General features: G+C 61.8%; 20 protein-coding genes. 13 read left to right on the forward strand and 7 right to left on the reverse strand.

Annotated elements, in window-relative coordinates:
• The first annotated feature begins 141 nt into the window (after positions 1 to 141).
• From JWZ97_RS14720 to mutM, 5 genes are read left to right on the forward strand one after another with little or no spacing between them, the layout of a single operon-like run.
• Entirely contained in the window at positions 142 to 1,077 is a 936-nt protein-coding gene (locus tag JWZ97_RS14720) for an ABC transporter ATP-binding protein (RefSeq protein ID WP_205430775.1), read from the forward strand.
• 4 nt (positions 1,078 to 1,081) lie between these two features.
• Positions 1,082 to 1,840, forward strand: a complete 759-nt coding sequence (locus JWZ97_RS14725) for an ABC transporter permease (protein WP_205430777.1) — start codon at positions 1,082 to 1,084, stop codon at positions 1,838 to 1,840.
• Positions 1,837 to 3,216 carry a GldG family protein gene (locus JWZ97_RS14730; RefSeq protein WP_205430779.1) on the forward strand — a complete coding sequence of 460 codons (1,380 nt, stop codon included), beginning with the start codon at positions 1,837 to 1,839 and terminating at the stop codon, positions 3,214 to 3,216. The genes JWZ97_RS14725 and JWZ97_RS14730 overlap by 4 nt, the downstream gene beginning before the upstream one ends.
• Complete coding sequence (locus tag JWZ97_RS14735) at positions 3,216 to 4,199, forward strand: DUF4340 domain-containing protein (protein WP_205430781.1); 984 nt, start codon at positions 3,216 to 3,218, stop codon at positions 4,197 to 4,199. Before JWZ97_RS14730 ends, JWZ97_RS14735 begins: the two co-directional genes overlap by 1 nt.
• A 12-nt stretch (positions 4,200 to 4,211) precedes the next feature.
• The gene (gene mutM, locus JWZ97_RS14740; protein ID WP_205430783.1) at positions 4,212 to 5,027 is read left to right on the forward strand and encodes a bifunctional DNA-formamidopyrimidine glycosylase/DNA-(apurinic or apyrimidinic site) lyase; all 816 of its coding nucleotides are present in this window, start codon (positions 4,212 to 4,214) and stop codon (positions 5,025 to 5,027) included.
• Positions 5,028 to 5,104: 77 nt separating this feature from the next.
• Here the strand turns inward: mutM and JWZ97_RS14745 are convergent, their stop codons facing one another.
• The 6 genes from JWZ97_RS14745 to JWZ97_RS14770 all read right to left on the reverse strand — a co-directional run bounded on the left by JWZ97_RS14745 (position 5,105) and on the right by JWZ97_RS14770 (position 9,950).
• Positions 5,105 to 5,872, reverse strand: coding sequence for a Nif3-like dinuclear metal center hexameric protein (locus JWZ97_RS14745; RefSeq protein WP_205430791.1), 768 nt, complete (start codon positions 5,870 to 5,872; stop codon positions 5,105 to 5,107).
• Positions 5,873 to 5,877: 5 nt separating this feature from the next.
• Positions 5,878 to 6,810: a cysteine synthase A gene (cysK, locus tag JWZ97_RS14750; RefSeq protein WP_205430793.1), complete on the reverse strand. Its 933-nt coding sequence runs from the start codon at positions 6,808 to 6,810 to the stop codon at positions 5,878 to 5,880.
• A gap of 110 nt (positions 6,811 to 6,920) precedes the next feature.
• Positions 6,921 to 7,550: a cytochrome c gene (locus JWZ97_RS14755; RefSeq protein ID WP_205430794.1), complete on the reverse strand. Its 630-nt coding sequence runs from the start codon at positions 7,548 to 7,550 to the stop codon at positions 6,921 to 6,923.
• Position 7,551: 1 nt separating this feature from the next.
• Positions 7,552 to 9,174 (reverse strand): b(o/a)3-type cytochrome-c oxidase subunit 1, encoded by a 1,623-nt coding sequence (locus JWZ97_RS14760; protein WP_205430796.1) that lies wholly within the window; start codon positions 9,172 to 9,174, stop codon positions 7,552 to 7,554.
• On the reverse strand, positions 9,171 to 9,695 hold the full coding sequence (locus JWZ97_RS14765) for a cytochrome C oxidase subunit II (RefSeq protein WP_205430797.1): 525 nt from the start codon (positions 9,693 to 9,695) through the stop codon (positions 9,171 to 9,173). The genes JWZ97_RS14760 and JWZ97_RS14765 overlap by 4 nt, the downstream gene beginning before the upstream one ends.
• A gap of 108 nt (positions 9,696 to 9,803) precedes the next feature.
• Positions 9,804 to 9,950: a hypothetical protein gene (locus JWZ97_RS14770; protein WP_205430799.1), complete on the reverse strand. Its 147-nt coding sequence runs from the start codon at positions 9,948 to 9,950 to the stop codon at positions 9,804 to 9,806.
• 152 nt (positions 9,951 to 10,102) lie between these two features.
• Here JWZ97_RS14770 and apbC point away from each other — a divergent pair, with 152 nt between their 5' ends.
• The 6 genes from apbC to JWZ97_RS14800 all read left to right on the forward strand — a co-directional run bounded on the left by apbC (position 10,103) and on the right by JWZ97_RS14800 (position 17,977).
• Positions 10,103 to 11,194, forward strand: coding sequence for an iron-sulfur cluster carrier protein ApbC (gene apbC, locus JWZ97_RS14775; protein ID WP_205430801.1), 1,092 nt, complete (start codon positions 10,103 to 10,105; stop codon positions 11,192 to 11,194).
• Positions 11,194 to 11,760 (forward strand): dCTP deaminase, encoded by a 567-nt coding sequence (gene dcd, locus JWZ97_RS14780; protein ID WP_205430802.1) that lies wholly within the window; start codon positions 11,194 to 11,196, stop codon positions 11,758 to 11,760. The genes apbC and dcd overlap by 1 nt, the downstream gene beginning before the upstream one ends.
• Positions 11,761 to 11,875: 115 nt before the next feature.
• A complete protein-coding gene (gene hemL, locus JWZ97_RS14785; RefSeq protein WP_205430804.1) occupies positions 11,876 to 13,156 on the forward strand; it encodes a glutamate-1-semialdehyde 2,1-aminomutase in 1,281 nt (426 codons plus the stop codon).
• Positions 13,157 to 13,325: 169 nt separating this feature from the next.
• Positions 13,326 to 15,350 carry a TonB-dependent siderophore receptor gene (locus JWZ97_RS14790; protein WP_205430806.1) on the forward strand — a complete coding sequence of 675 codons (2,025 nt, stop codon included), beginning with the start codon at positions 13,326 to 13,328 and terminating at the stop codon, positions 15,348 to 15,350.
• Positions 15,351 to 15,352: 2 nt separating this feature from the next.
• Positions 15,353 to 15,904 (forward strand): YfiR family protein, encoded by a 552-nt coding sequence (locus JWZ97_RS14795; protein WP_205430807.1) that lies wholly within the window; start codon positions 15,353 to 15,355, stop codon positions 15,902 to 15,904.
• Positions 15,905 to 17,977, forward strand: a complete 2,073-nt coding sequence (locus tag JWZ97_RS14800) for a bifunctional diguanylate cyclase/phosphodiesterase (protein ID WP_205430809.1) — start codon at positions 15,905 to 15,907, stop codon at positions 17,975 to 17,977.
• 72 nt (positions 17,978 to 18,049) lie between these two features.
• Here the strand turns inward: JWZ97_RS14800 and moaC are convergent, their stop codons facing one another.
• A complete protein-coding gene (gene moaC / locus JWZ97_RS14805) occupies positions 18,050 to 18,529 on the reverse strand; it encodes a cyclic pyranopterin monophosphate synthase MoaC (protein ID WP_205430810.1) in 480 nt (159 codons plus the stop codon).
• Positions 18,530 to 18,592: 63 nt separating this feature from the next.
• On the opposite strand from moaC, the gene JWZ97_RS14810 reads away from it, so the two are divergent.
• Positions 18,593 to 19,087, forward strand: coding sequence for a flavin reductase family protein (locus JWZ97_RS14810; RefSeq protein ID WP_205430811.1), 495 nt, complete (start codon positions 18,593 to 18,595; stop codon positions 19,085 to 19,087).
• A complete protein-coding gene (locus JWZ97_RS14815; protein ID WP_205430812.1) occupies positions 19,084 to 20,025 on the forward strand; it encodes a hypothetical protein in 942 nt (313 codons plus the stop codon). Before JWZ97_RS14810 ends, JWZ97_RS14815 begins: the two co-directional genes overlap by 4 nt.
• Positions 20,026 to 20,046: the final 21 nt, after the last annotated feature.

Below are 20,046 nucleotides of genomic sequence, written 5' to 3' on the forward strand. Positions count from 1 at the left end.
CCGACGATCGGGCCTGGGTACCCTCCCGGACGCTTCCGCCTGGACTCCGAGGCGGAGCTTGACCAAAATAAGGCGCTTCCTGGGGGCCTTGCGCTCCCAACGCTTTGTCCTTTCAGATTTTTTTTGTATCTTTAGCGCCCCATGAGCAGCCTCATCAGCGTCGACCAACTGACCCGTTACTACGGCGACCGGCGCGCCGTACACAATGTCACCTTCACCCTGGAAAAGGGCGAGATCCTCGGCTTCCTCGGCCCCAATGGAGCAGGCAAGTCGACCACCATGCAGATGATCTGCGGCAACCTGGCGCCCACCTCCGGACAAATCCTGATCAACGGCATCGACATCCTCGACGAGCCCAAGGAGGCCAAGCGGGAACTGGGCTATCTGCCGGAAAACCCGCCGGTCTACCGTGAACTCACGGTCGACGAATATCTGGACTATTGCGCCCAACTGCACCGCCTGCCGAGCGAACGCCGCCGTCCCGCCGTGAACAACGCCAAGGAACGCTGCGGCCTGAGCGACGTCGGCCACCGACTGATCGGCAATCTATCCAAGGGCTATCAGCAGCGGGTGGGCATCGCCCAGGCCATACTGCATAGCCCGGCGGTGATCGTGCTGGACGAACCGACGGTGGGCCTGGACCCCATCCAGATCCGCGAGATCCGCGAACTGATCCGGGATCTCGGCCGGGAACACGGGATCATCCTGTCCACCCACATCCTCTCGGAGGTTCAGGCCACCTGCACCCAGGTGCAGATCATCCACCAGGGCGAACTGGCGCTGAATGACAGCATCGAAGGCCTGACCCGGCAGATGCGGGCTTCCAGCCTGCTGCTGACGACCCGGCGGGCGCCCGAGCTGGTCACGCTTTATGCCATCGAGGGCGTACAGTCCATCGAGGAGTTGGGCGACAACCGCTACCGCATCGTGCACGACAAGGAGCACAGCCCCGGCGAACGGGTCTCCGAAATCGCCGTGGGCGCGGGCTGGGGACTGCTGGAATTGACGCCGGAACGGCGCAGCATGGAGCAAATCTTCATCGACATCACCCAACAAAGTCCCGGCAGGGAGGATTGAGCGCATGATGGCTCTCACCATCGCGGGGCGCGAGCTCCGCACGATGTTTCTTTCGCCGCTGGCCTGGTCCATCCTGGGCGTGGTCCAGTTGATCCTGGCCTACATGTTCCTGGCCCAACTCGATTATTACCTCATGCTGCAGCCGCGCATCGCCGGCATGGACGACGCGCCCGGCGTGACCGACCTGATCGTCGTGCCGCTGTTCGGCAATGCCGGGGTGATCCTCCTGCTGGTCACACCGCTGCTGACCATGCGGCTGATCAGCGAGGAGCGTCGCAACCGCACACTGAGTCTGCTGTTCAGCGCACCGGTGTCCATGGCCGAAATCATCCTGGGCAAATACCTGGGCGTGCTGGGCTTTCTGCTCATCATGGTCGGCCTGATCGCGGCCATGCCGCTCTCGCTCCTGGTGGGCGGTGGACTGGACTTCGGCAAGCTTGCCGCGGCCTTGACCGGGCTGGTCCTGTTATTGGGCGGTTTCGCCGCCATCGGACTGTTCATCTCGGCGCTGGCCAACCAGCCGACGGTCGCGGCCATCAGCACGTTCGGTGCCCTGCTCGGGCTATGGATCATAGATTGGACGGGCAAGCCGGGCGAAGAAACCGCCGGCGGCCTGCTCGAATACCTGTCCCTGCTCAAACATTACGAAAGCCTGCTGAAAGGCTCGGTCGGCACCGTCGACCTGGTCTATTTCGCCTTGCTCATCCTCGCCTTCCTCGTGCTCAGCATCCACACCCTGGATAACGACCGACTGCAAAAATGAAGATCAACGCCCGCACTCATCTGGAAATCAGGCTGCAGAACCTGGTTTTCACCCTGCTTTTCCTCGGCGTGATCGGCCTGGTCGGCTGGCTGAGCACCCGTTATTCCACGCAGTTCGACTGGACCGCCGGCGGCCGCAATACCCTGTCCGAGGCCAGCGTCAAGGTGCTGGGCCTGCTGAAGGAGCCGGTCAAGGTCACCGCTTATGCTCGCGAGGAAAAGGCCTTGCGCGATCGCATCGGCGAGCAGGTCGGCCGTTTCAGCCGGCAGAAACCGGACTTGAGCCTGAGCTTCGTCAACCCGGATACCCAGCCGGACCAGGTGAGGGAGCTGGGCATCGCCGTGGACGGCGAATTGCGCATCGAATACCAGGGCCGCAGCGAGGAAGTCCAGGACGCGAGCGAGAGCGCCATCGCCAACGCCCTGCAACGGCTGATCCACGTCGGCGAACAGCACGTGGTCTTCCTCGAAGGGCACGGCGACCGCTCGCCCAAGGGCCAGGCCAATCACGACCTGGGCCAGTTCGGCGACGAGCTGGGCCGCAAGGGCATCAAGATTTCCCTGCTCAATCTGGCCACCACGCCGACGGTCCCCGACAACACCAGCGTGCTAGTGATCGCCGAGCCCCGCACCAAGCTGCTGCCGGGCGAGCTGGCCATTATCCAGAGCTATCTCGACCGGGGCGGCAACCTGCTCTGGCTGGCCGAGCCGGGCGAGCTCCATGGCCTGGAACCCCTGGCTCAGAAACTCGGATTGAGCTTCCTGCCCGGCAAAGTGGTCGACGCATCGGCCCAGTTGTTCGGCATCAACGATCCCACCTTCGCCCTGGTCGCCGAATATCCGCCTCATCCCATCGTCATGGGCTTTCAAGCCATGACCCTGTTTCCCACCGTGGCGGCCCTGGACAAGGCCGGCGACAGCCCGTTCGAACGCACCCCTTTCCTGCAAACCCTGCCGCGTTCCTGGACCGAAACCGGCCCCATCGAAGGCAAGATCAAGTTCGACGCCGACAAGAACGAGCGCGAAGGCCCCCTGACGCTCGCCTATTCCCTGACTCGCACCAAGCCCGGCTCGGAAAGCAAGGACAAAAAACCCGAATCGCCCGCCGAACAGCGCATCGTCGTCCTGGGCGACGGTGATTTTCTCAGCAATGCCTATCTCGGCAACGGCGGCAACCTGAACCTGGGCTTGAACATCGTCCATTGGCTGAGCCAGAACGAGCAGTTCATCAATATCCCAGCCAAGACCGCCCCGGACCGCTCCCTTAACTTGTCGCCCATCGCTTCCAGCCTGATCGCTTTGGGCTTTCTGTTCTTCGTACCCCTTGCGCTGTTCGGCAGCGGCGCTTTCATATGGTGGAAACGCCGGAGACGCTGATGCAAAAAAAGCTGTGGCTGAATCTGATCATGTTGGCCATGATCGCCGGGTTGGTGGCGCTGGCCTGGCTGGAACCGGGCAAGGAAGAATCCAAGACCCACACCCTGGGCGAAATGGATGAAAACGCGGCCGATCGCATCGTCCTCAAGGCCAAGGACACGCTGGTTTTCGAGAAGCGCGAGGGCCGCTGGTGGCTGAGCGCTCCCTTCGCCGCGCCGGCCAACGAGATTCGGGTCAGACAACTGCTCGATATCGCCAAGTCGGAAAGCGAAGCCCAGTACCCCTTGAACCCGGACGATCTGGCCAAGTACGAACTCGACAAGCCCAAGGCCGAATTGACCGTGGGCAGTCTGCATCTGATCTTCGGCGGCTACGAACCCATAGACATGCGCCGCTACGTGGCGGTGGGCAATACCCTGAGTCTGGTGAACGACGATTTTTCCCATCACTTGAGCGCGCCGGCGACCGACTTCGTCGAGAAAAAACTGCTGCCCGACGAAGCCGCTCAGCCGAATGAATTATTCTTGCCCGGCCTCAAGGCCAGCAAGGGACAGGACGGAAAGTGGAGCTTCGAGCCGCCCAGCGATGCCGCCGAGGGCATCACCGATCTGCTGAGCGCCTGGTCTCAGGCACGCGCCATCGACGTCAAGCGCCTGGATAAACCCGCACAAGGCGACATCATCCGCATCGGCTTCGCCGACCACGCGCCGATCGAATTCGTCATCCTGCAGCGCGAACCCGACCTCATCCTGGCGCGCAGCGATTGGGGCCTGCAATATCAGGTGGCGGGCGAATCGGCCAAGTCCTTGCTGAGTCTGCAGAAACCGCAGCCGTCTCCCAAGGAAGACGAGGAAGACTCCGACGAAACCGGGGGAAACTTCACCGACGAAGACCTGGATCATGAGGACGAGGACATGGAAGCGCTGGATCCGCAGAACCAGGGCAAGCCGCCTGTACCGGAACCGGAGAAAGGCAAGAAATAGGCGTTGCACCGCATGCCCGAGCTTCCCGAGGTCGAAACCACGCGCCGTGGCATCGCCCCGCACATCACGGCGCGCACCGTCAGCGCCGTGGTCGTCCGCGAACCCCGTTTGCGCTGGCCGGTGCCGGAAGAGCTGGGCGAGCTTCTAATCGGCGGTGTCATCCAAACCGTAGACCGGCGCGCCAAATATCTTTTGCTGCGCACCGAACGCGGCAGCCTGATCATCCATCTGGGCATGTCGGGCAGCCTGCGTATCGTTCCGGCGGACACTGTACCGCGCAAGCACGATCACGTGGACCTCGTATTCGACGACGGCTTGTGTCTGCGCTTTCACGATCCCCGCCGCTTCGGTTGTATCTTGTGGACCGCGGACGATCCGCTCGATCATGTACTGCTCGCGAGCCTCGGTCCGGAGCCTCTGGGGGCGTCTTTTTCCGGAGACGACTTATACCGGGCCTCGCGCGGCAGCAAGACCGCGATCAAGCCTTACCTCATGGACGGCAAGCAGGTGGTCGGCGTCGGCAACATCTACGCCAGCGAAGCCTTGTTCCGCGCGGGCATCCATCCGCAGCGCAAGGCCGGGGCGGTCGGCCTGGACCGCTACCGGGCCCTGGCCGATGCGATACGGGCGGTGCTAAGCGAAGCCATAGCCCAGGGCGGTACCACCTTGCGCGATTTCGTCAACGAATCCGGCAGCCCCGGCTATTTCCAGCAAACGCTCAATGTGTACGGACGGGAAGGTGAGCCCTGCCGACGCTGTGGCGCGCCCATCAGACAGCTTAAATTGGGACAACGCGCCAGTTATTACTGCGCGCACTGCCAGCGCTGAGCCGAGAGCTCCGGGATCCCGGCGATCGGGCATCGGTCAGGATGCGATTTCCAGCGGTCGACGATAGAGGCTCGCCGTCACGCCGGGTTCTCGCTGTCGATGAAAAAACAATTCAGATTTAGACGACTCTCCGTATAGGCCATCAGCGCCCGGATGCCGAAACGCTCGGTGGCGTGGTGGCCCCCGGCATACATGTGGATGCCGGCCTCCTGGGCCTCGTGCCAGTCGTGTTCGCTCATCTCGCCGGTCAGATAGGCGTCCAGCCCGGCGGCCACCGCCTGTTTCCATTCGCCGTTGGCGCCGCCGGTGATGATGCCCAGGCTGCGCACCCGAGCCGTATCGTCCGGGCTGGACAGCCAGACTTCGCGGTTCAGCAATCCGCTCAGCCGCTCACGCAATTCCCCGGCGCTGGGCGCATCGGCCAGTTGTCCCTTCACGCCCGTGGGCACCCCCTGGTAATCGCCGAACGGCGTTTGCTCGACCAGGCCGATCGCCCGGCCCAGGGTCGCCGCGTTGCCGACCTCCGGGTGCGCATCGAGCGGCAGGTGATAGCCGTACAGATTGACCTCGTGGCGCACCAGGGGCAGCACCCGGCGGGCGAACGGCCCGGTCAAAGGCCGCGCGCCGTGGAATTTCCAGAACAGGCCGTGGTGCACCACCAAGGCCTGTGCCTCGCCGGCGATCGCCTGCAGTACCGAATCGGCGGTGGCCGAAACGGCGAAGGCCGCCCGCGCGATGCGGGCGGTCCCCTCGATCTGCAATCCGTTCGGACCGTAATCGGGAAAGCGCGAGGCCTGTAGCAGATCCTCGAAGAACGCCGTCAGGGCCTCGCGTTCGACCGCCATGCTGCTCAGTCCAGCAAGCCCTCGAACAGCTTGGTGCTGAGATAGCGCTCGCCGAAAGAGGGAATGATGACGACGATCAGTTTGCCGGCGTTTTCCGGACGCTTGGCCACCTGGGTCGCTGCCCACAATGCGGCGCCGGAAGAGATACCGACCAGCAGGCCTTCCTCACGCGCGGCGCGGCGGGCGAAATCGAAGGCGTCGTCCGCGGTGACACGGATGACTTCATCGTAGATCTGGGTGTTGAGGATGTCCGGCACGAAACCCGCGCCTATGCCCTGGATGGGATGCGGCCCTTTCGGTCCGCCCGAGAGCACCGGCGAGGCGTCCGGCTCCACGGCGATGGCCTGAAAACCCGGCTTGCGCTCCTTCAGCACTTCCCCGATACCGGTGATGGTGCCGCCGGTCCCGACGCCGGACACCAGTATGTCGACCTTGCCGTCGGTATCGCGCCAGATTTCCTCCGCCGTGGTCTTGCGGTGGATCTCGGGATTGGCCGGGTTCTTGAACTGCTGCAGGATCAAATAGCGCGGGTCGGCAGCGGCCAGTTCTTCGGCCTTCTTGATGGCTCCGCCCATGCCTTCGCTGCCGGGCGTCAATATGAGTTCGGCGCCATAGGCGCGCAGCAGCGCACGCCTTTCCTTGCTCATGGTTTCCGGCATGGTCAGGGTGATCCGATAACCGCGAGCGGCGGCGACCATGGCCAGGGCGATGCCGGTATTCCCGCTGGTGGGTTCGAGAAGTATGGTGTCCGGCTTGATCAGTCCGGCGCGCTCGGCGGCGTCTATCATCGACGCACCGATGCGGTCCTTGACGCTGTGCGCCGGGTTGAAGAATTCCAGTTTGGCGGCGATCTCGGCCCCCGCACCCTGGGCCAGTCTGTTGATCCGCACCAGGGGGGTGTTGCCGATCAAGTCCGTTACGCTTCCAGCTATGCTCATACCTACCTCTTTAGTGTTCGGTTTCTTACAAATTTGATGAATCGCGACAACCGCGCACGGGCTGTCTCCGACCGAGCGGATGCCCGGTCGGTTGCGCGGCGCGAACCACGTTACTTCAACTTGCCGTAATACTCGGCGAGCTGTTTGATTTCCCGATCGCTCAGCTTGCCCGCGATCAGGCGCATGCGACCGTAAACATCGTTATGGCGCTCGCCGCTCTTATACGCCAGCAAGACTTGTTCCAGATAAGCCGTTTTTTGTCCGGCCAGACGAGGCGTGTCGACCGCCTCGCCCTGGCCGCCGGCTCCGTGGCAACTGGAGCAGGGTGGCTCCATGCGACGGCCGTCGCCACGTGCCACGATGTCGGTCGGATCGTCGGCACCGCCGATGCCGCGCACCGGTTCCAGCTGGCTGTAATAAGCGGCGAGGTCGGCAAAGTCTTTTTCGCTGAGCGTGCCGGCCACTCCGTTCATGGCCGTGGAGGGATCTTTGCGGCTGCCCTGTTTGTAATCCAGCAACTGGCGATAGAGATAAGTCGGCAACTGGCCTTCCAGGTTGGGATTGGTGCTGACGTCGTTGTGGCAGCCTCCGCAGACGCCGGCCAGTTCCTTGCCCTTGGCGGGATCGCCCGCTTTGACGAAGCGCAGGAGATCCGGAGTCCAGGCCACGCGGGTGGAAGGTTCGGCGCCGACCGTTCCGGCCAGCGCCCATGCGGTAAAAAAGAGGATGAACCTTCTCATCTCAGTACCCCCAGGCCGTCGGATCGTAGGTCTTCAGCACGAAAAACTGGATGATGGGATAGCCGTAGCTGAGCGCCATCAGGCCCGCGATGACCTTGTTCCACACGCCGAAGCTGTTGAGCCACTCCGGCAGGGCGGTCGCCGGCCGTATCGCGACGGCCCAGTTCTCCTCGACGGGTTGTTCCGCTTCCCCCGCCGTCTGCGTCTTGTAAAGGATGTAGACGAACAAGCCGGCGGATGCCGTCAAAACCAGGCCGCCCAGGATCATCGCCAGCTCGTACGGGTCCCAGGCCAGAGTCAGCACGCTGTTGTAGTTGACGCTGGAAATTCGCCGCGGCTGTCCCAGCAAGCCCAGCACATGCCAGGGCGTGGTCAAGATCCCCAAACCGATGAACCAGCTCCACAACTGCACCAGCGCGAGTTCCTTGGACACCAGGGCCTTGCCCACCAGCCTGGGCCACAAGCGATAGGCCACGGCCAGGTAGAGGATCACCACCGTGCCGGCGAAGATCAGGTGGAAATGGCCCGGCACCCAGGCGGTGTTGTGGATCATGGCATTCATCGCGTAGCTGGCGTTAACCAGTCCGCCGAAGCCGCCGAGCACCAGCATGAGCAGGGAAAGGATGGCCGCCAGCACGGTCGGATCCTTCCAGGGCAGGGCGCCGATCCAGCCGAACAGGCCTTGCCCGCCGCGCTTGCGTCCCGCCCCTTCGAGCGAGGCGATCACGGTGAAGCCGGTCAGCAGGGTAGGTATCGCCACCGCGAAGGTGCCGACCATGTGGATGAACTTCCAGCCGTGGGCCTGTTCCGGGTCCATGTAGAGATGGTGGAAGCCGATGGGCAGGCCGAACAGCAGGATCAGCAAAAAAGCCAGGCGCGCCAGCTCGTCGCTGAACAGCTTGCCACCCGCGGCTTGCGGCACGAAGCCATAGAGCACGATGTAAGCCGGTATCAGCCAGAAATAGACGATGGGGTGCAGGGTCCAGGAAAACAGGGTGCGGGCCAGGCCCACGTCTATGGTGTCCACCAGCCCCAGCGACCAGGGCAGCAGTTGGAACACCGCTTCCAGCGCCACGCCCGCGCTGGTCCACAGCCACAGGAAAGCGTTGGCCGCCGTGGCGAACGCCGGCAGGGGAACCGGTTCGCCGGGATGGGCCTTCTTCCACTCCACGTACATCACGATGACGATCGCCGCCCAGAACCAGGAACCCACCACCAGCAGGGTCGCGCCGATATAGAACAAGGCACTGGCCTGGATGGGCGGGTAGAAGGTATAGAGCACCGAGGCCTTGCCGAGCAGCAGGGGTATCGCCGCCAGCACCGTCCCGCCCAGGCAGACGCCGTAGCCGGCCCAGGCCAGCAGCGGGTTCCAGATCGGGACTTTCAGACTGCTGGCGAGGGTGTAGTAGCCGAAACCCATGATGAAGAAGGTGGTCAGCACAAAGGCCATCAATACGCCGTGGGTGCTCACCGAAGCGAAATAGACGGCGGGCGACTGCAAGGCGGGTATGAAACCGCTGCGCTCCAGCACCTGATACAGGCCGAAGACCGAGGCCAGCCCGAATGCGCCAAAGGCCACCCAGAAGTTGAACAGGGTGAGTTTTCTGCTGGTAGCGTCGATCATGGCTGCTGTCCTCCTTTGGTCGGGGCATGCCAGTTCTCCGGGGCGATCACGGTGACTTTGCTCCACATATGATCGTGGCCGAAACCACAATACTCGTTGCAAAGCAGAGGATACTCGCCGGGCTTGGGGAAGACGGTAGTCACTTCCGAAACGAAGCCCGGGACGATCATGGTGCCCATGTTGGTCATGGGGATGTGCGCCCCGTGCAGCACGTCCATGCTGGCCAGGCGGAACACGATGGTGCGGCCGGCGGGAATCTCGATCTCGCGTGGATAGAAACCGTAGCGGCCCGCCACCAGCCGGACCTGGACGGAACCGTTCGCCAAAGGCTCGGCCTGCACGCCCAGCTTGTCCTCGGCGAATTCCTCGCTCAGATGCAGGCTGGCCGAATCTATGGTTTCCGCATGACCCGGCGGGTGCACGTTGTGGACCCACGCGGTGTAAAAAATCGCCCCCAGGAACAAAAGTATCATTCCGAGGGCGACGTATAGCCATCTCTTTTCGAGCAGATCGATATGCATGCGACGATCTCCCTAGCTTTTCGTTGGAAATGCGGCCGTTTGTAAGCCTGGGCGCGGATCTCGGTCACGCGGCCGGCTCACCCTCCCGGCCCACACAGGTCTGCGGCTTCAGTGCACCACGCCGCGTGGCAGGAATACGCCGAAGTAGAGAAACAGCCATCCGGCGGTCATCGCCGCGGCCACCAAAATCAGCAGTATCCAGGTACCCGCCGGAGCAGGTTCGTCTTGCAGTTCATCGGAATCACGAGCGGACATGACACACTCCTTACAGAACGACGTAATGGCTGGGGACGGGCCTTAGCTTGCCCTTAAACGGGTACGCAAGTCCATTACAAAAGTGCGCAAATCGGCCCGGCGCGCGGTGCTGGTGTGTAAAATGTCGGCAAACCCTTATACCGGAGTCCGTCATGTCTGAACTCACCGAGCGCGAAGTCGAGAGCGCGCTGAAAACCGTCCTGGACCCGCACCTGGATATCGATCTGGTAAGCGCCAAAGCCGTCAAAAAAATCGAGGTCGAAGGCGGTACGGTCCGCATCAAGATCGTATTGGGCTACCCGGCGGCAAGCTTCCGCGAGCAGTTGGCCGCCACCGTCAAAGAAACGCTTGCCGCGCTCGTCGGCGTGGAAAGCGTGACGGTCGATCTGAGCAGTGAAATCGTCTCCCATGCCGTGCAGAAGAACCTCAAGCCCATGCCCGGCGTGAAGAACATCGTCGCCGTGGCCTCCGGCAAGGGCGGGGTGGGCAAGTCGACCACCTCGGTGAACCTGGCCCTGGCGCTGGCCGCCGAGGGCGCGCGGGTCGGCATCCTCGACGCCGACATCTACGGTCCCAGCCAGCCGGCCATGCTGGGCCTGTCCGGGAGGCCCGAGATCGTGGACGGCAAGTCCATCCTGCCCAAGACGGCTTACGGGTTGCAGTCCATGTCCATCGGTTATCTGATCGACGACGACACCCCCATGATCTGGCGCGGCCCCATGGTGACCGGCGCCCTGCAGCAGCTGCTCAACGACACGCGCTGGGACAATCTGGACTACCTCATCATCGACCTGCCGCCCGGCACCGGCGACATCCAGCTCACCCTGGCCCAGCAGATACCGGTCAGCGGCGCCGTGATCGTCACCACGCCGCAAGACATCGCGCTGCTGGATGCACAAAAAGGCCTGAAGATGTTCGAGAAGGTGAACGTGCCGGTATTAGGCCTCATCGAAAACATGAGCGTGCACGTCTGCTCGAACTGTGGCCACGAGGAACACATCTTCGGCGAAGGCGGCGGGAAGAAGATGGCGGCGAAATACGGCGTCGACCTGCTCGGCTCCCTGCCCCTGGACATCAAGATCCGTGAACAGGCCGACGGTGGACATCCGACCGTGGTTGCCGATCCGGAGGGTCCTGCCGCTCTCCGCTACAAGGAGATCGCCCGCAAGCTGGCGGCGCGCCTGGCCTTGAAAGCCAAGGATTACAGCGCCCGCTTCCCCACCATCAGCATCGTGAACAACTAATGGGCATCAAATCCGACACATGGATACGCCGCATGGCGGCCGAGCAGGGAATGATAGAACCCTTCGAGCCCAACCAGGTGCGCGAGGTGGACGGCAACCGGGTGATCTCCTACGGCACCTCCAGCTACGGCTACGACATCCGCTGTTCCAACGAATTCAAGATATTCACCAATATCAATTCGGCCATCGTCGACCCCAAAAACTTCGACGAGAACAGCTTCGTCGACCTGGTCTCGGACGTCTGCATCATTCCGCCCAATTCATTCGCGCTGGCCAGGACGGTGGAATATTTCCGCATTCCGCGCGACGTGCTGACCATCTGCCTGGGCAAATCGACCTACGCCCGCTGCGGCATCATCGTCAATGTGACCCCGCTGGAGCCGGAGTGGGAAGGCCACGTGACCCTGGAGTTCTCCAATACCACCACCCTGCCGGCCAAGATCTACGCCAACGAAGGCGTGGCCCAGGTGCTGTTCATCGGTGCCGACGAGGTCTGCTCGACCTCTTACCGCGACCGAGGCGGCAAATATCAGGGGCAGACGGGAGTGACCTTGCCGAAGACCTGAGCTTTTCTGGTGGGTTACGACGCGCTTCGGACTTGATGGGGACGAAAAAAACCGGAGCGATGCGCGTCTAACCCACCCTACGATACGAATCCACGCACCACCATCGAGAGATCTCATGAGTTCCAAGCTATTCGAAGCGGCACAAAAACATATACCGGGCGGGGTCAATTCGCCGGTCCGGGCATTCAAGGGCGTGGGCGGCTCGCCGGTTTTCGTGTCGCGGGCCGAAGGGCCTTATCTGTACGACACCGAGGGCAAGCGCTACATCGATTACGTCGGCTCCTGGGGACCGATGGTGCTGGGCCACGCCCATCCGGACGTCTTGAAAGCCGTACACGAGGCGGTCGATCGGGGCTTGAGCTACGGCGCACCCACGACCATCGAAACCCAGATGGCCGAGCGGGTTTGCGAACTGGTCCCGTCCATCGAACTGGTGCGCATGGTCAGCTCGGGGACCGAGGCGACCATGAGCGCCATACGCCTGGCTCGCGGTTACACGGGCCGCGACAAGATCGTCAAATTCGAGGGTTGCTACCACGGCCATTCCGATTCGCTGCTGGTGAAGGCCGGATCCGGCGCCCTCACCCTGGGCGTTCCCAGCTCCCCCGGCGTGCCCGCCTCGCTGGCCGAACACACCCTCACCCTGGCCTACAACGATGCCGACGCGGTACGTAAGGTCTTTGCCGAACTCGGCCAGGAAATCGCCGGGGTGATCGTGGAGCCGGTGGCCGGCAACATGAATTGCGTTCCGCCGTTGCCGGGTTTTCTGCAAACCCTGCGCGAGGTCTGCGACGCATCGGGAGCGGTGCTGATCTTCGACGAAGTGATGACCGGCTTCCGCGTCGCGCTCGGCGGGGCGCAAGCCCTATATGGAATCAGGCCCGACTTGACCACCCTGGGCAAGGTCATCGGCGGCGGCATGCCGGTGGGCGCGTTCGGCGGCCGGCGCGACATCATGGAAAAACTCGCCCCGCTCGGTCCCGTCTACCAGGCCGGCACCTTGTCCGGCAACCCGGTCGCCATGGCGGCCGGCTTGAAAACCCTGGAACTGATCTCCGCGCCCGGTTTCTTCGAGCGTCTGGGCGAACAGACCCGTTATTTGGTGGACGGGCTCCAGACCTTGGCCGACCGGGCCGGTATTCCCTTCACGACGAATAGGGTAGGCGGCATGTTTGGACTATTCTTCACCGCTCAGCCTTCCGTCGGCACCTTCGAACAAGTCATGGCATGCGACGCGGAGGCCTTCAAGCGCTTCTTTCATTTCATGCTGGAGGAAGGGATATACCTTGCGCCTTCCGCCTTCGAAGCGGGATTCGTCTCGGCCGCGCATGACCGCTCGGTGCTGGATGAAACCCTGGCGGCCGCGGAGCGGGCTTTTGCGCGAACCTTAGCGTGATTTCCTACGCCCAGGGCTCGAGCCCGCCTCCGCGAACTTGCTAGGACCTTGGCTGGCGATACCCCTTTTGGCCCGATGGACACACTAAAGCTCGGACGATCATGGCCGATTCACTAGCCTCCTGGCCGATGATACGGACCCCTCACCGCAGCCCGGCGCGCGCCTGCTGATGTCCGGTCCCGCTACCGCCCGCCGCGCGTCATTATGGCTGCCCTGCGTAGCGGTAGCCGCTTTTCTGCAAACGGCCGTCGCCGAATCGGGCGGGTCCGCCGAGTCGCTCACCGATATGCCGCTGGAAAAGTTGCTCGCCACCGAAGTGACGTCGGTATCCCGTCAAGCGCGGCCGCTGGCCGCGTCAGCCGCCGCGGTCTATGTCCTCAGACAGGAGGATATTCGCCGCAGCGGAGCCACCACCATACCGGAAGCCCTGCGCCTGGTGCCCGGGGTTCAGGTTGCACGGGTCGATCGCGACCGCTGGGCGATCACGGCACGTGGGTTCAACGATTTATACGCCAACAAGCTGCTGGTGATGATAGACGGCCGCAGCGTCTATACACCGCTGTTTTCGGGCGTGTGGTGGGACAATCAGGACACGATGCTGGAGGACGTCGAACGCATCGAAGTCATCCGCGGTCCGGGCGCTTCGTTGTGGGGTTCCAATGCCGTCAACGGCGTCATCAACATCATCACCAAGAACGCCAATGAGACCCGGGGCGGGCTGCTATCCGCATCGGCAGGCAATCTGGAGCATGGTACGGTAGGGCTGCGCTATGGCGGCCATTGGGGCGAAGGGACCGATTGGCGCGTGTTCGGCAAGTATTTCGACCGGGACGCCTATGACAACGCCAGCGGTAAACCGGCGGGCGATGACTGGCGTGCGTCGCGGGGAGGGTTTCGCCTGGACAGCCGCTTGAGCGCCGACGATCAGCTCAGTTTGTCGGGCGAAATGTTTCATAGCGATTCCGGAGGAACGACGGAAAACCAGGCTGGGCTAACTCCGCCATATAACCTGCCCGTCTCCGGCGATCAGAAATCCGATGGCTACCATCTGCTGTCGCGCTGGAAGCACAAGTTTACCGAGACATCGGACTTCGCTCTTCAGCTTTATTACGATCACAACCGGCGCAGCAGTGCCAGCTTGGATGCGAGCTACGAGATCGATGTTTTCGACCTGGATTTCCAGCATGACGTTCTGGTATTCGATCACCATCGCATCATCTGGGGTAGCGGTTACCGGTACCTGTCTCACGAGACACGAAGCAGCCCCACATTCAATCTGAACCCGGATGAGCGCGAGGATCACCAATTCGCCGCGTTTCTGCAGGACGAAATCGCGTTGATACCCGACCGTGTGCATCTGACGCTGGGAACCAAACTGGAACACCGGACCTCCCAAAAACTGCAGGTTCAACCCAACGTCCGCCTGCTGTGGACGCCTAACCGGCGCACCAGCCTGTGGGCGGCGATTTCCCGCGCGGTCCGCTTACCCTCCTGGTCCGAACAGGATAGCCACTATCGCATAGCCACCTACCCGCCCCAAAACCCCGACCCTCGTCCGATACTTTGGACGGTCAACGGCAGCCGGGATCTCAAACCGGAGGAATTGATCGCCTACGAATTGGGCTATCGGACCGAGTGGAGCAAGCGGCTGAGCACGGACCTTGCCCTTTTCTACAACGATTACGACCGCCTGCGTAGTTACGAAGATCTCCCTCTGGTGGACCGGGGCAGCTATTTCGAACTTCCTGTCAGCCACGCCAACCATCTCAAGGGCCAAACCTACGGCGCGGAATTAAGCGCCAACTGGCAAGCGGCCGATTTTCTGCGTTTTCGTGCCGGATACAGCTACCTCAAGCTAAGCCTGAAGAACGAACCAGGCAAACAGGGATACCCGGAAAATTACGAGACTCGGGATCCACAGCAGCAATTCTTTATGCACGGCTCGCTGGATTTGACGAGCAATACGCAGTTTGACCTGATGCTGCGCTATGTGGACGAAACCCCTCAACTGGGACTGAACGACTACATCACCCTGGACGCCCGCCTGGCTTGGTCGCCCCTGAAAAACCTGGAGTTGTCGCTGACCGGACGCAACCTCACAGACTCGCGTCATTACGAATTCAACAATTCGTTTGGCTACCGGCCGACCCAGGTCACGCGCGACTTCTATGCCAATCTGCGCTGGAGCTTCTAAGCATGCTCAGGTGGCCTAAGGAGGGACGGCGGTTTTTCTCCATCCTTTGCAAGTTTCTGGTTTTTCCGGTCCTGAGCCTGCTCGCTCCACTCGCGTTTGCACAGTTCGAAGCGGTCACGGAAACCGAACTCAAGGCGGCCTTCATCTACAACTTCGCCAAGTTCGCCGAATGGCCGCAGAAGCCGGCGGCTTTGAACCTTTGCGTGTTCGAAAATGATGCGCTCGCATCCACCCTGGAAAAACTCGATGGCAAAACCCTGGGAACGCAGCGGCTGCAATTCGTCATGATCGAATCGAGCGAACGGATCGGCGACTGCCACATCCTCTTTCTGGGCGAAGCGCAGCGGGAAAATTTGCCGCGTATCCTGAATTCGCTCCGCACCAAGCCCACGCTGACCGTGAGCGATGCGGCGGGTTTCATCGAAAAGGGCGTGATGATAGAAATGTCGCTCAATCAGGCGCACATCGAGTTCGAGATTAATGCCCAGAGCGCGAGCCGGTCCGGACTGGAAATCAGCGGCAAACTGCTCAGGCTGGCCAAGCGGGTTTATTGAATGAAGCTGAAACTACGCGGGCTGTATCGGCGCCTTTCCATACGCACCAAGTTGCAACTCATCAGCCTGGCCACCACCGGCATGGCTTTGTTTCTTGCCTCCACCTATCTGGTGGTCCACGAATTCGACTCCTATCGCAATGCGATGACCGACAACCTCACCGCCCAGGCACGCATCGTCGCGCGCAACAGCGCCGCGGCGGTGGTCTTCGGCGACCGCAAGACCGTGGTGGAGATACTCGATTCCCTGCAAGCCTCGCCCACCATCGCGAACGCAGAAATTCGTCTGGCCAACGATCAGGTGTTCGCTTCCTTTGCGCGGCACGAACCGTCCGACTTCCGCCTGCAGATCAAACTCGCCGACACGTTTGAACGACTCGGCCTACCGCGGCAAATCCGGGTACAGGAAGCCATCACCGTGAAGGAGGAAACGGTCGGTCGCCTCGACGTCATCGCAGACCTGGGCGAGCTATACGCCACCATCGTGCGTTACGCGGCCGTGGCCTCGGGCACGGCGGCCGGGGCATTGATCCTGGCGATGCTGTTCCTGCGGCGCTTGCAACGCTCGATAACCGCTCCGCTGTCCAATCTCACCACGCTGATGCGCATGGTTTCATCCGAGCGCGACTACAGCGCCCGCGCCGGCGTGGACAGCCACGACGAACTGGGCGACCTGGCGCACGGTTTCAACGACATGCTGAAGCAGATTCAGGACCGCGAACAAAGCCTGCGGCGGGAACTGTCGGAACGCCGACGAGCCGAGCAGAAGCTGGACCGGTTGGCGCATTTCGATACCGTGACCGGCCTGCGCAACCGTCACTCCTTCAACGCCCGGCTGAACTTCGCACTGGAAAAGGCGTCCGCGTACGGTGAACGCACCGGCGTCATGTTCATCGACCTGGACAACTTCAAGATCATCAACGACACCCTGGGTCATCACATCGGCGATCTCTTGCTGGCCGGCGTGGGTAAACGCCTGTTCGCCGTGCTGCGCAGCCGCGATCTGATCTTCCGCATCGGTGGCGACGAGTTCGCGCTGCTGCTGGAAAGCGTGGGCGACAGGCTAAGCGCGGAACATGTGGCGGAAAAAATCATCGACGCCCTGAGCCGGCCGTTCAGCCTGGAAGAACACGAGATCTTTGTGAGCGCCAGCATAGGCATAGGCTTTTGCCCCGACGACGCCCAGGACTCCAGTTCGCTGCTGCGATGCGCCGACACCGCCATGTATTACGCCAAGGAGAGGGGCAAGAACACCTACCAGTTCTTCCTGCCGGAAATGAACGGCAAGGCGCTCAACCGCCTCAATCTGGAAAACGGCATACGCCGCGCCCTGGAGAAGAATGAATTCGTGCTGACTTATCAGCCCCAATTCAATCTGCGCGAGAATCGCATCGTGGGTGTGGAAGCGCTCGTCCGCTGGAAGCATCCGGAGCTGGGCATCATCAATCCGGCCGAGTTCATACCCATCGCGGAAGACAGCGGCCTGATCATCCCCCTGGGCGAATGGATTTTACGTACCGCCTGCAATCAGGCCGCATTCTGGCAGAAGCAGTCCCCTCGTCCCCCCGTCATATCGGTCAACGTGTCCGGCCGGCAGTTCAAGGACGACAATCTGGTGCCCAATGTGACCCAAATCATACTCGAAACAGGCATCAGCCCTCGGCACCTGGAACTGGAACTGACCGAAAGCACCTTGATGGAAGGCTCGAGAGAAACATTGCTTAAGCTCTCGCAAATACGCGCTCTCGGTATCCGCCTGTCGATCGACGATTTCGGAACCGGCTATTCGTCGATGAGCTACCTGAAACGCTTCCCCATCACGCAATTGAAGATAGATCGCAGCTTTGTGGACGGCATTCCCGACAACAAGGAAAACGCCGCCATCGTTCGAGCCATCATCGCGCTGGGCCGCAGCCTGGACATCGATTTGATCGCGGAAGGCGTGGAAACCGGCGAACAGGCCGAATTCCTCGAGCGCGAGCATTGTCCCCATATCCAAGGCTATTACTACAGCAGACCGCTCAGCGAGCGCGACATGACTTTGTTACTGATGAAAGAAGCGCTCGGCGAGTAAGCATTCCTTCACGGTTTCAACGTCCGCCTATAGTGCGTCTGCGCACCCCTTGCGCAGGCGCGCTCGGGAACACTACGGTTGCCTGGTCCAGCTGCCTGACTTACCGCCAGTCTTTTCCAACAGGCGCACGCCGTTGAGAGTCATGCCTCGATCCACGGCCTTGCACATGTCATAGATGGTCAACAAGGCAACCTGGGTAGCGGTCAAGGCTTCCATTTCGACCCCCGTGACGCCCAGGGTTTCAGCCGTCGCCTCGCAGCGCACCCGGTGGCGCTCGGGTTCGGGCTCCAGGACCACTTCGACGTGAGTCAGCGCAATGGGATGGCAGAGCGGTATCAGATCCGCCGTACGCTTGCTGGCCATGATGCCGGCGATGCGGGCTATGCCGAGGACATCCCCTTTTTTGTGGCCGCCGGCCAGTACCAAGGCCAGCGTCTCGGCTGCCATCTCGATGTAACCCTCGGCGACAGCCCGGCGTTTCGTGATCGCCTTGTTTCCGACGTCCACCATGTGGGCTTCCCCGGCGTCGTTGAAATGGGTCAGTGTGTTCATGATCGCTCCGGCCCGGAAAAGTCCGCATTATAATCGCCAGACTTAGTACGCGACGGGGACCCCATGCTTGCAAGCCTGTTCGAAACCTTGACGCACGGCGTTTATGTCATCGGCGTCACCGACGGTACCCGACATAACGCCTTCACCGCCGCCTGGCTCATGCAGGCGTCATTCGATCCTCCTCTCCTGGCACTCAGCATCAACCCGCGGCATTCGTCGTATCGGCTGTTGCAGGCCGGCCGCGTCTTCACGGTCAACGTGCTGCCGGCAGGCAGGACAGACTTGGCCCGCCACTTCGGCCAGCCAGCATCCGTCGACAAACTGGCCTCCGTCAGCTGGACGGCGGACGCTCGCGGTGCTCCCCTACTTCCGGAAGCGCTGGCGTGGTTTAGTTGCGAGCTTAGCGGTGAATATCCGGCCGGCGACCATGTCCTCGCACTCGGCCTCGTCCGCGACGGCAAACGCTTGGAATCGGAGCGATCGCCGATGAATTATCGAGAAACCGCCGATATGGACGGGGCGTCGGCATTGTTGCCAGCGAGCTTGGTGCAATCATGAAGGTCCTTCCCCGCGACTTCGTGGAAACCCGCGAAGGACTGATTTTCGCCGTCGTCGACTCCCATGTGGAAGACAACAAGGTATTGGCCTTCCTGCGTTATGCGCCGGAGGGTCAAGGCCCCCGTAAGGTGTCGACCGACGAGGCGAACGGCCTGTTGGCGAAGCACTATCCACGCTATCTACACCATTCGACTCGCCTCGACGCCCCGCTGCACGGGGTTCCTCTGGGCGATATCGTCCATCATCATCGGCCCCGCGAGCGCTTACGGATAATCACCGCCAGAGGCGCGGAAGATATTATCGAAGAACGCCTGTTGTATCTGGTCGATCTGTTGGCAATCAAGGGAGTTCCGGTCGGCGACCTGGGCGTGACCGGATCGCTGCTGATCGGCCGACAAAACCCGGCCTCGGATATCGACCTAGTCGCTTATGGGAGCGCGGTGTTTTTTTCCGCTCGGTCCGCGGTCCGCCGATTGATGGACGATGGGGAGTTGGACGATCTAAGCGAGTCAGACTGGCGCGAAGCTTACGCGAGAAGGCAGTGTGAGCTGGATTACGACGAGTTCGTCTGGCACGAACGGCGTAAGGGCAACAAGGGCATGGCGGGCGGCAGCAAGTTCGACCTGGCCCTGATTGAAGCATGTCCGGGGATGGCGGACACACTCAGATGGCGCAAGTCAGGAAGCACCGTCCTGCGTGCCCGGATATTCGACGATGCCGGAGCCTACGGCCAGCCTTCCGTTTATCGGATAGATCATCCGGAAATCGCCGAAATCCTGAGCTTCACCCACACCTACACGGGGCAGGCGATGTCGGGCGAATGGGTAGAGGCGGCTGGATCGCTGGAATGCTGCGAGGATGGACGCAAACGCCTCGTGATAGGCTCCAGCCGCGAAGCTCCGGGGGAATATCTACGCGTATGGCGAGGACCGGAATAATCGTCGCCTCGGCTCGGACCT

The sequence above is a fragment of the Methylococcus sp. EFPC2 genome (assembly GCF_016925495.1).
Classification (GTDB): Bacteria; Pseudomonadota; Gammaproteobacteria; order Methylococcales; family Methylococcaceae; genus EFPC2.

Bases quoted from the DNA above. Each gene is read 5' to 3' on its own strand.
- JWZ97_RS14720 (WP_205430775.1), top strand. From the start codon at position 142: ATGAGCAGCCTCATCAGCGTCGACCAACTGACCCGTTACTACGGCGAC.
- JWZ97_RS14725 (WP_205430777.1), top strand. From the start codon at position 1,082: ATGATGGCTCTCACCATCGCGGGGCGCGAGCTCCGCACGATGTTTCTT.
- JWZ97_RS14730 (WP_205430779.1), top strand. From the start codon at position 1,837: ATGAAGATCAACGCCCGCACTCATCTGGAAATCAGGCTGCAGAACCTG.
- JWZ97_RS14735 (WP_205430781.1), top strand. From the start codon at position 3,216: ATGCAAAAAAAGCTGTGGCTGAATCTGATCATGTTGGCCATGATCGCC.
- mutM (WP_205430783.1), top strand. From the start codon at position 4,212: ATGCCCGAGCTTCCCGAGGTCGAAACCACGCGCCGTGGCATCGCCCCG.
- JWZ97_RS14745 (WP_205430791.1), bottom strand. From the start codon at position 5,872: ATGGCGGTCGAACGCGAGGCCCTGACGGCGTTCTTCGAGGATCTGCTA.
- cysK (WP_205430793.1), bottom strand. From the start codon at position 6,810: ATGAGCATAGCTGGAAGCGTAACGGACTTGATCGGCAACACCCCCCTG.
- JWZ97_RS14755 (WP_205430794.1), bottom strand. From the start codon at position 7,550: ATGAGAAGGTTCATCCTCTTTTTTACCGCATGGGCGCTGGCCGGAACG.
- JWZ97_RS14760 (WP_205430796.1), bottom strand. From the start codon at position 9,174: ATGATCGACGCTACCAGCAGAAAACTCACCCTGTTCAACTTCTGGGTG.
- JWZ97_RS14765 (WP_205430797.1), bottom strand. From the start codon at position 9,695: ATGCATATCGATCTGCTCGAAAAGAGATGGCTATACGTCGCCCTCGGA.
- JWZ97_RS14770 (WP_205430799.1), bottom strand. From the start codon at position 9,950: ATGTCCGCTCGTGATTCCGATGAACTGCAAGACGAACCTGCTCCGGCG.
- apbC (WP_205430801.1), top strand. From the start codon at position 10,103: ATGTCTGAACTCACCGAGCGCGAAGTCGAGAGCGCGCTGAAAACCGTC.
- dcd (WP_205430802.1), top strand. From the start codon at position 11,194: ATGGGCATCAAATCCGACACATGGATACGCCGCATGGCGGCCGAGCAG.
- hemL (WP_205430804.1), top strand. From the start codon at position 11,876: ATGAGTTCCAAGCTATTCGAAGCGGCACAAAAACATATACCGGGCGGG.
- JWZ97_RS14790 (WP_205430806.1), top strand. From the start codon at position 13,326: ATGTCCGGTCCCGCTACCGCCCGCCGCGCGTCATTATGGCTGCCCTGC.
- JWZ97_RS14795 (WP_205430807.1), top strand. From the start codon at position 15,353: ATGCTCAGGTGGCCTAAGGAGGGACGGCGGTTTTTCTCCATCCTTTGC.
- JWZ97_RS14800 (WP_205430809.1), top strand. From the start codon at position 15,905: ATGAAGCTGAAACTACGCGGGCTGTATCGGCGCCTTTCCATACGCACC.
- moaC (WP_205430810.1), bottom strand. From the start codon at position 18,529: ATGAACACACTGACCCATTTCAACGACGCCGGGGAAGCCCACATGGTG.
- JWZ97_RS14810 (WP_205430811.1), top strand. From the start codon at position 18,593: ATGCTTGCAAGCCTGTTCGAAACCTTGACGCACGGCGTTTATGTCATC.
- JWZ97_RS14815 (WP_205430812.1), top strand. From the start codon at position 19,084: ATGAAGGTCCTTCCCCGCGACTTCGTGGAAACCCGCGAAGGACTGATT.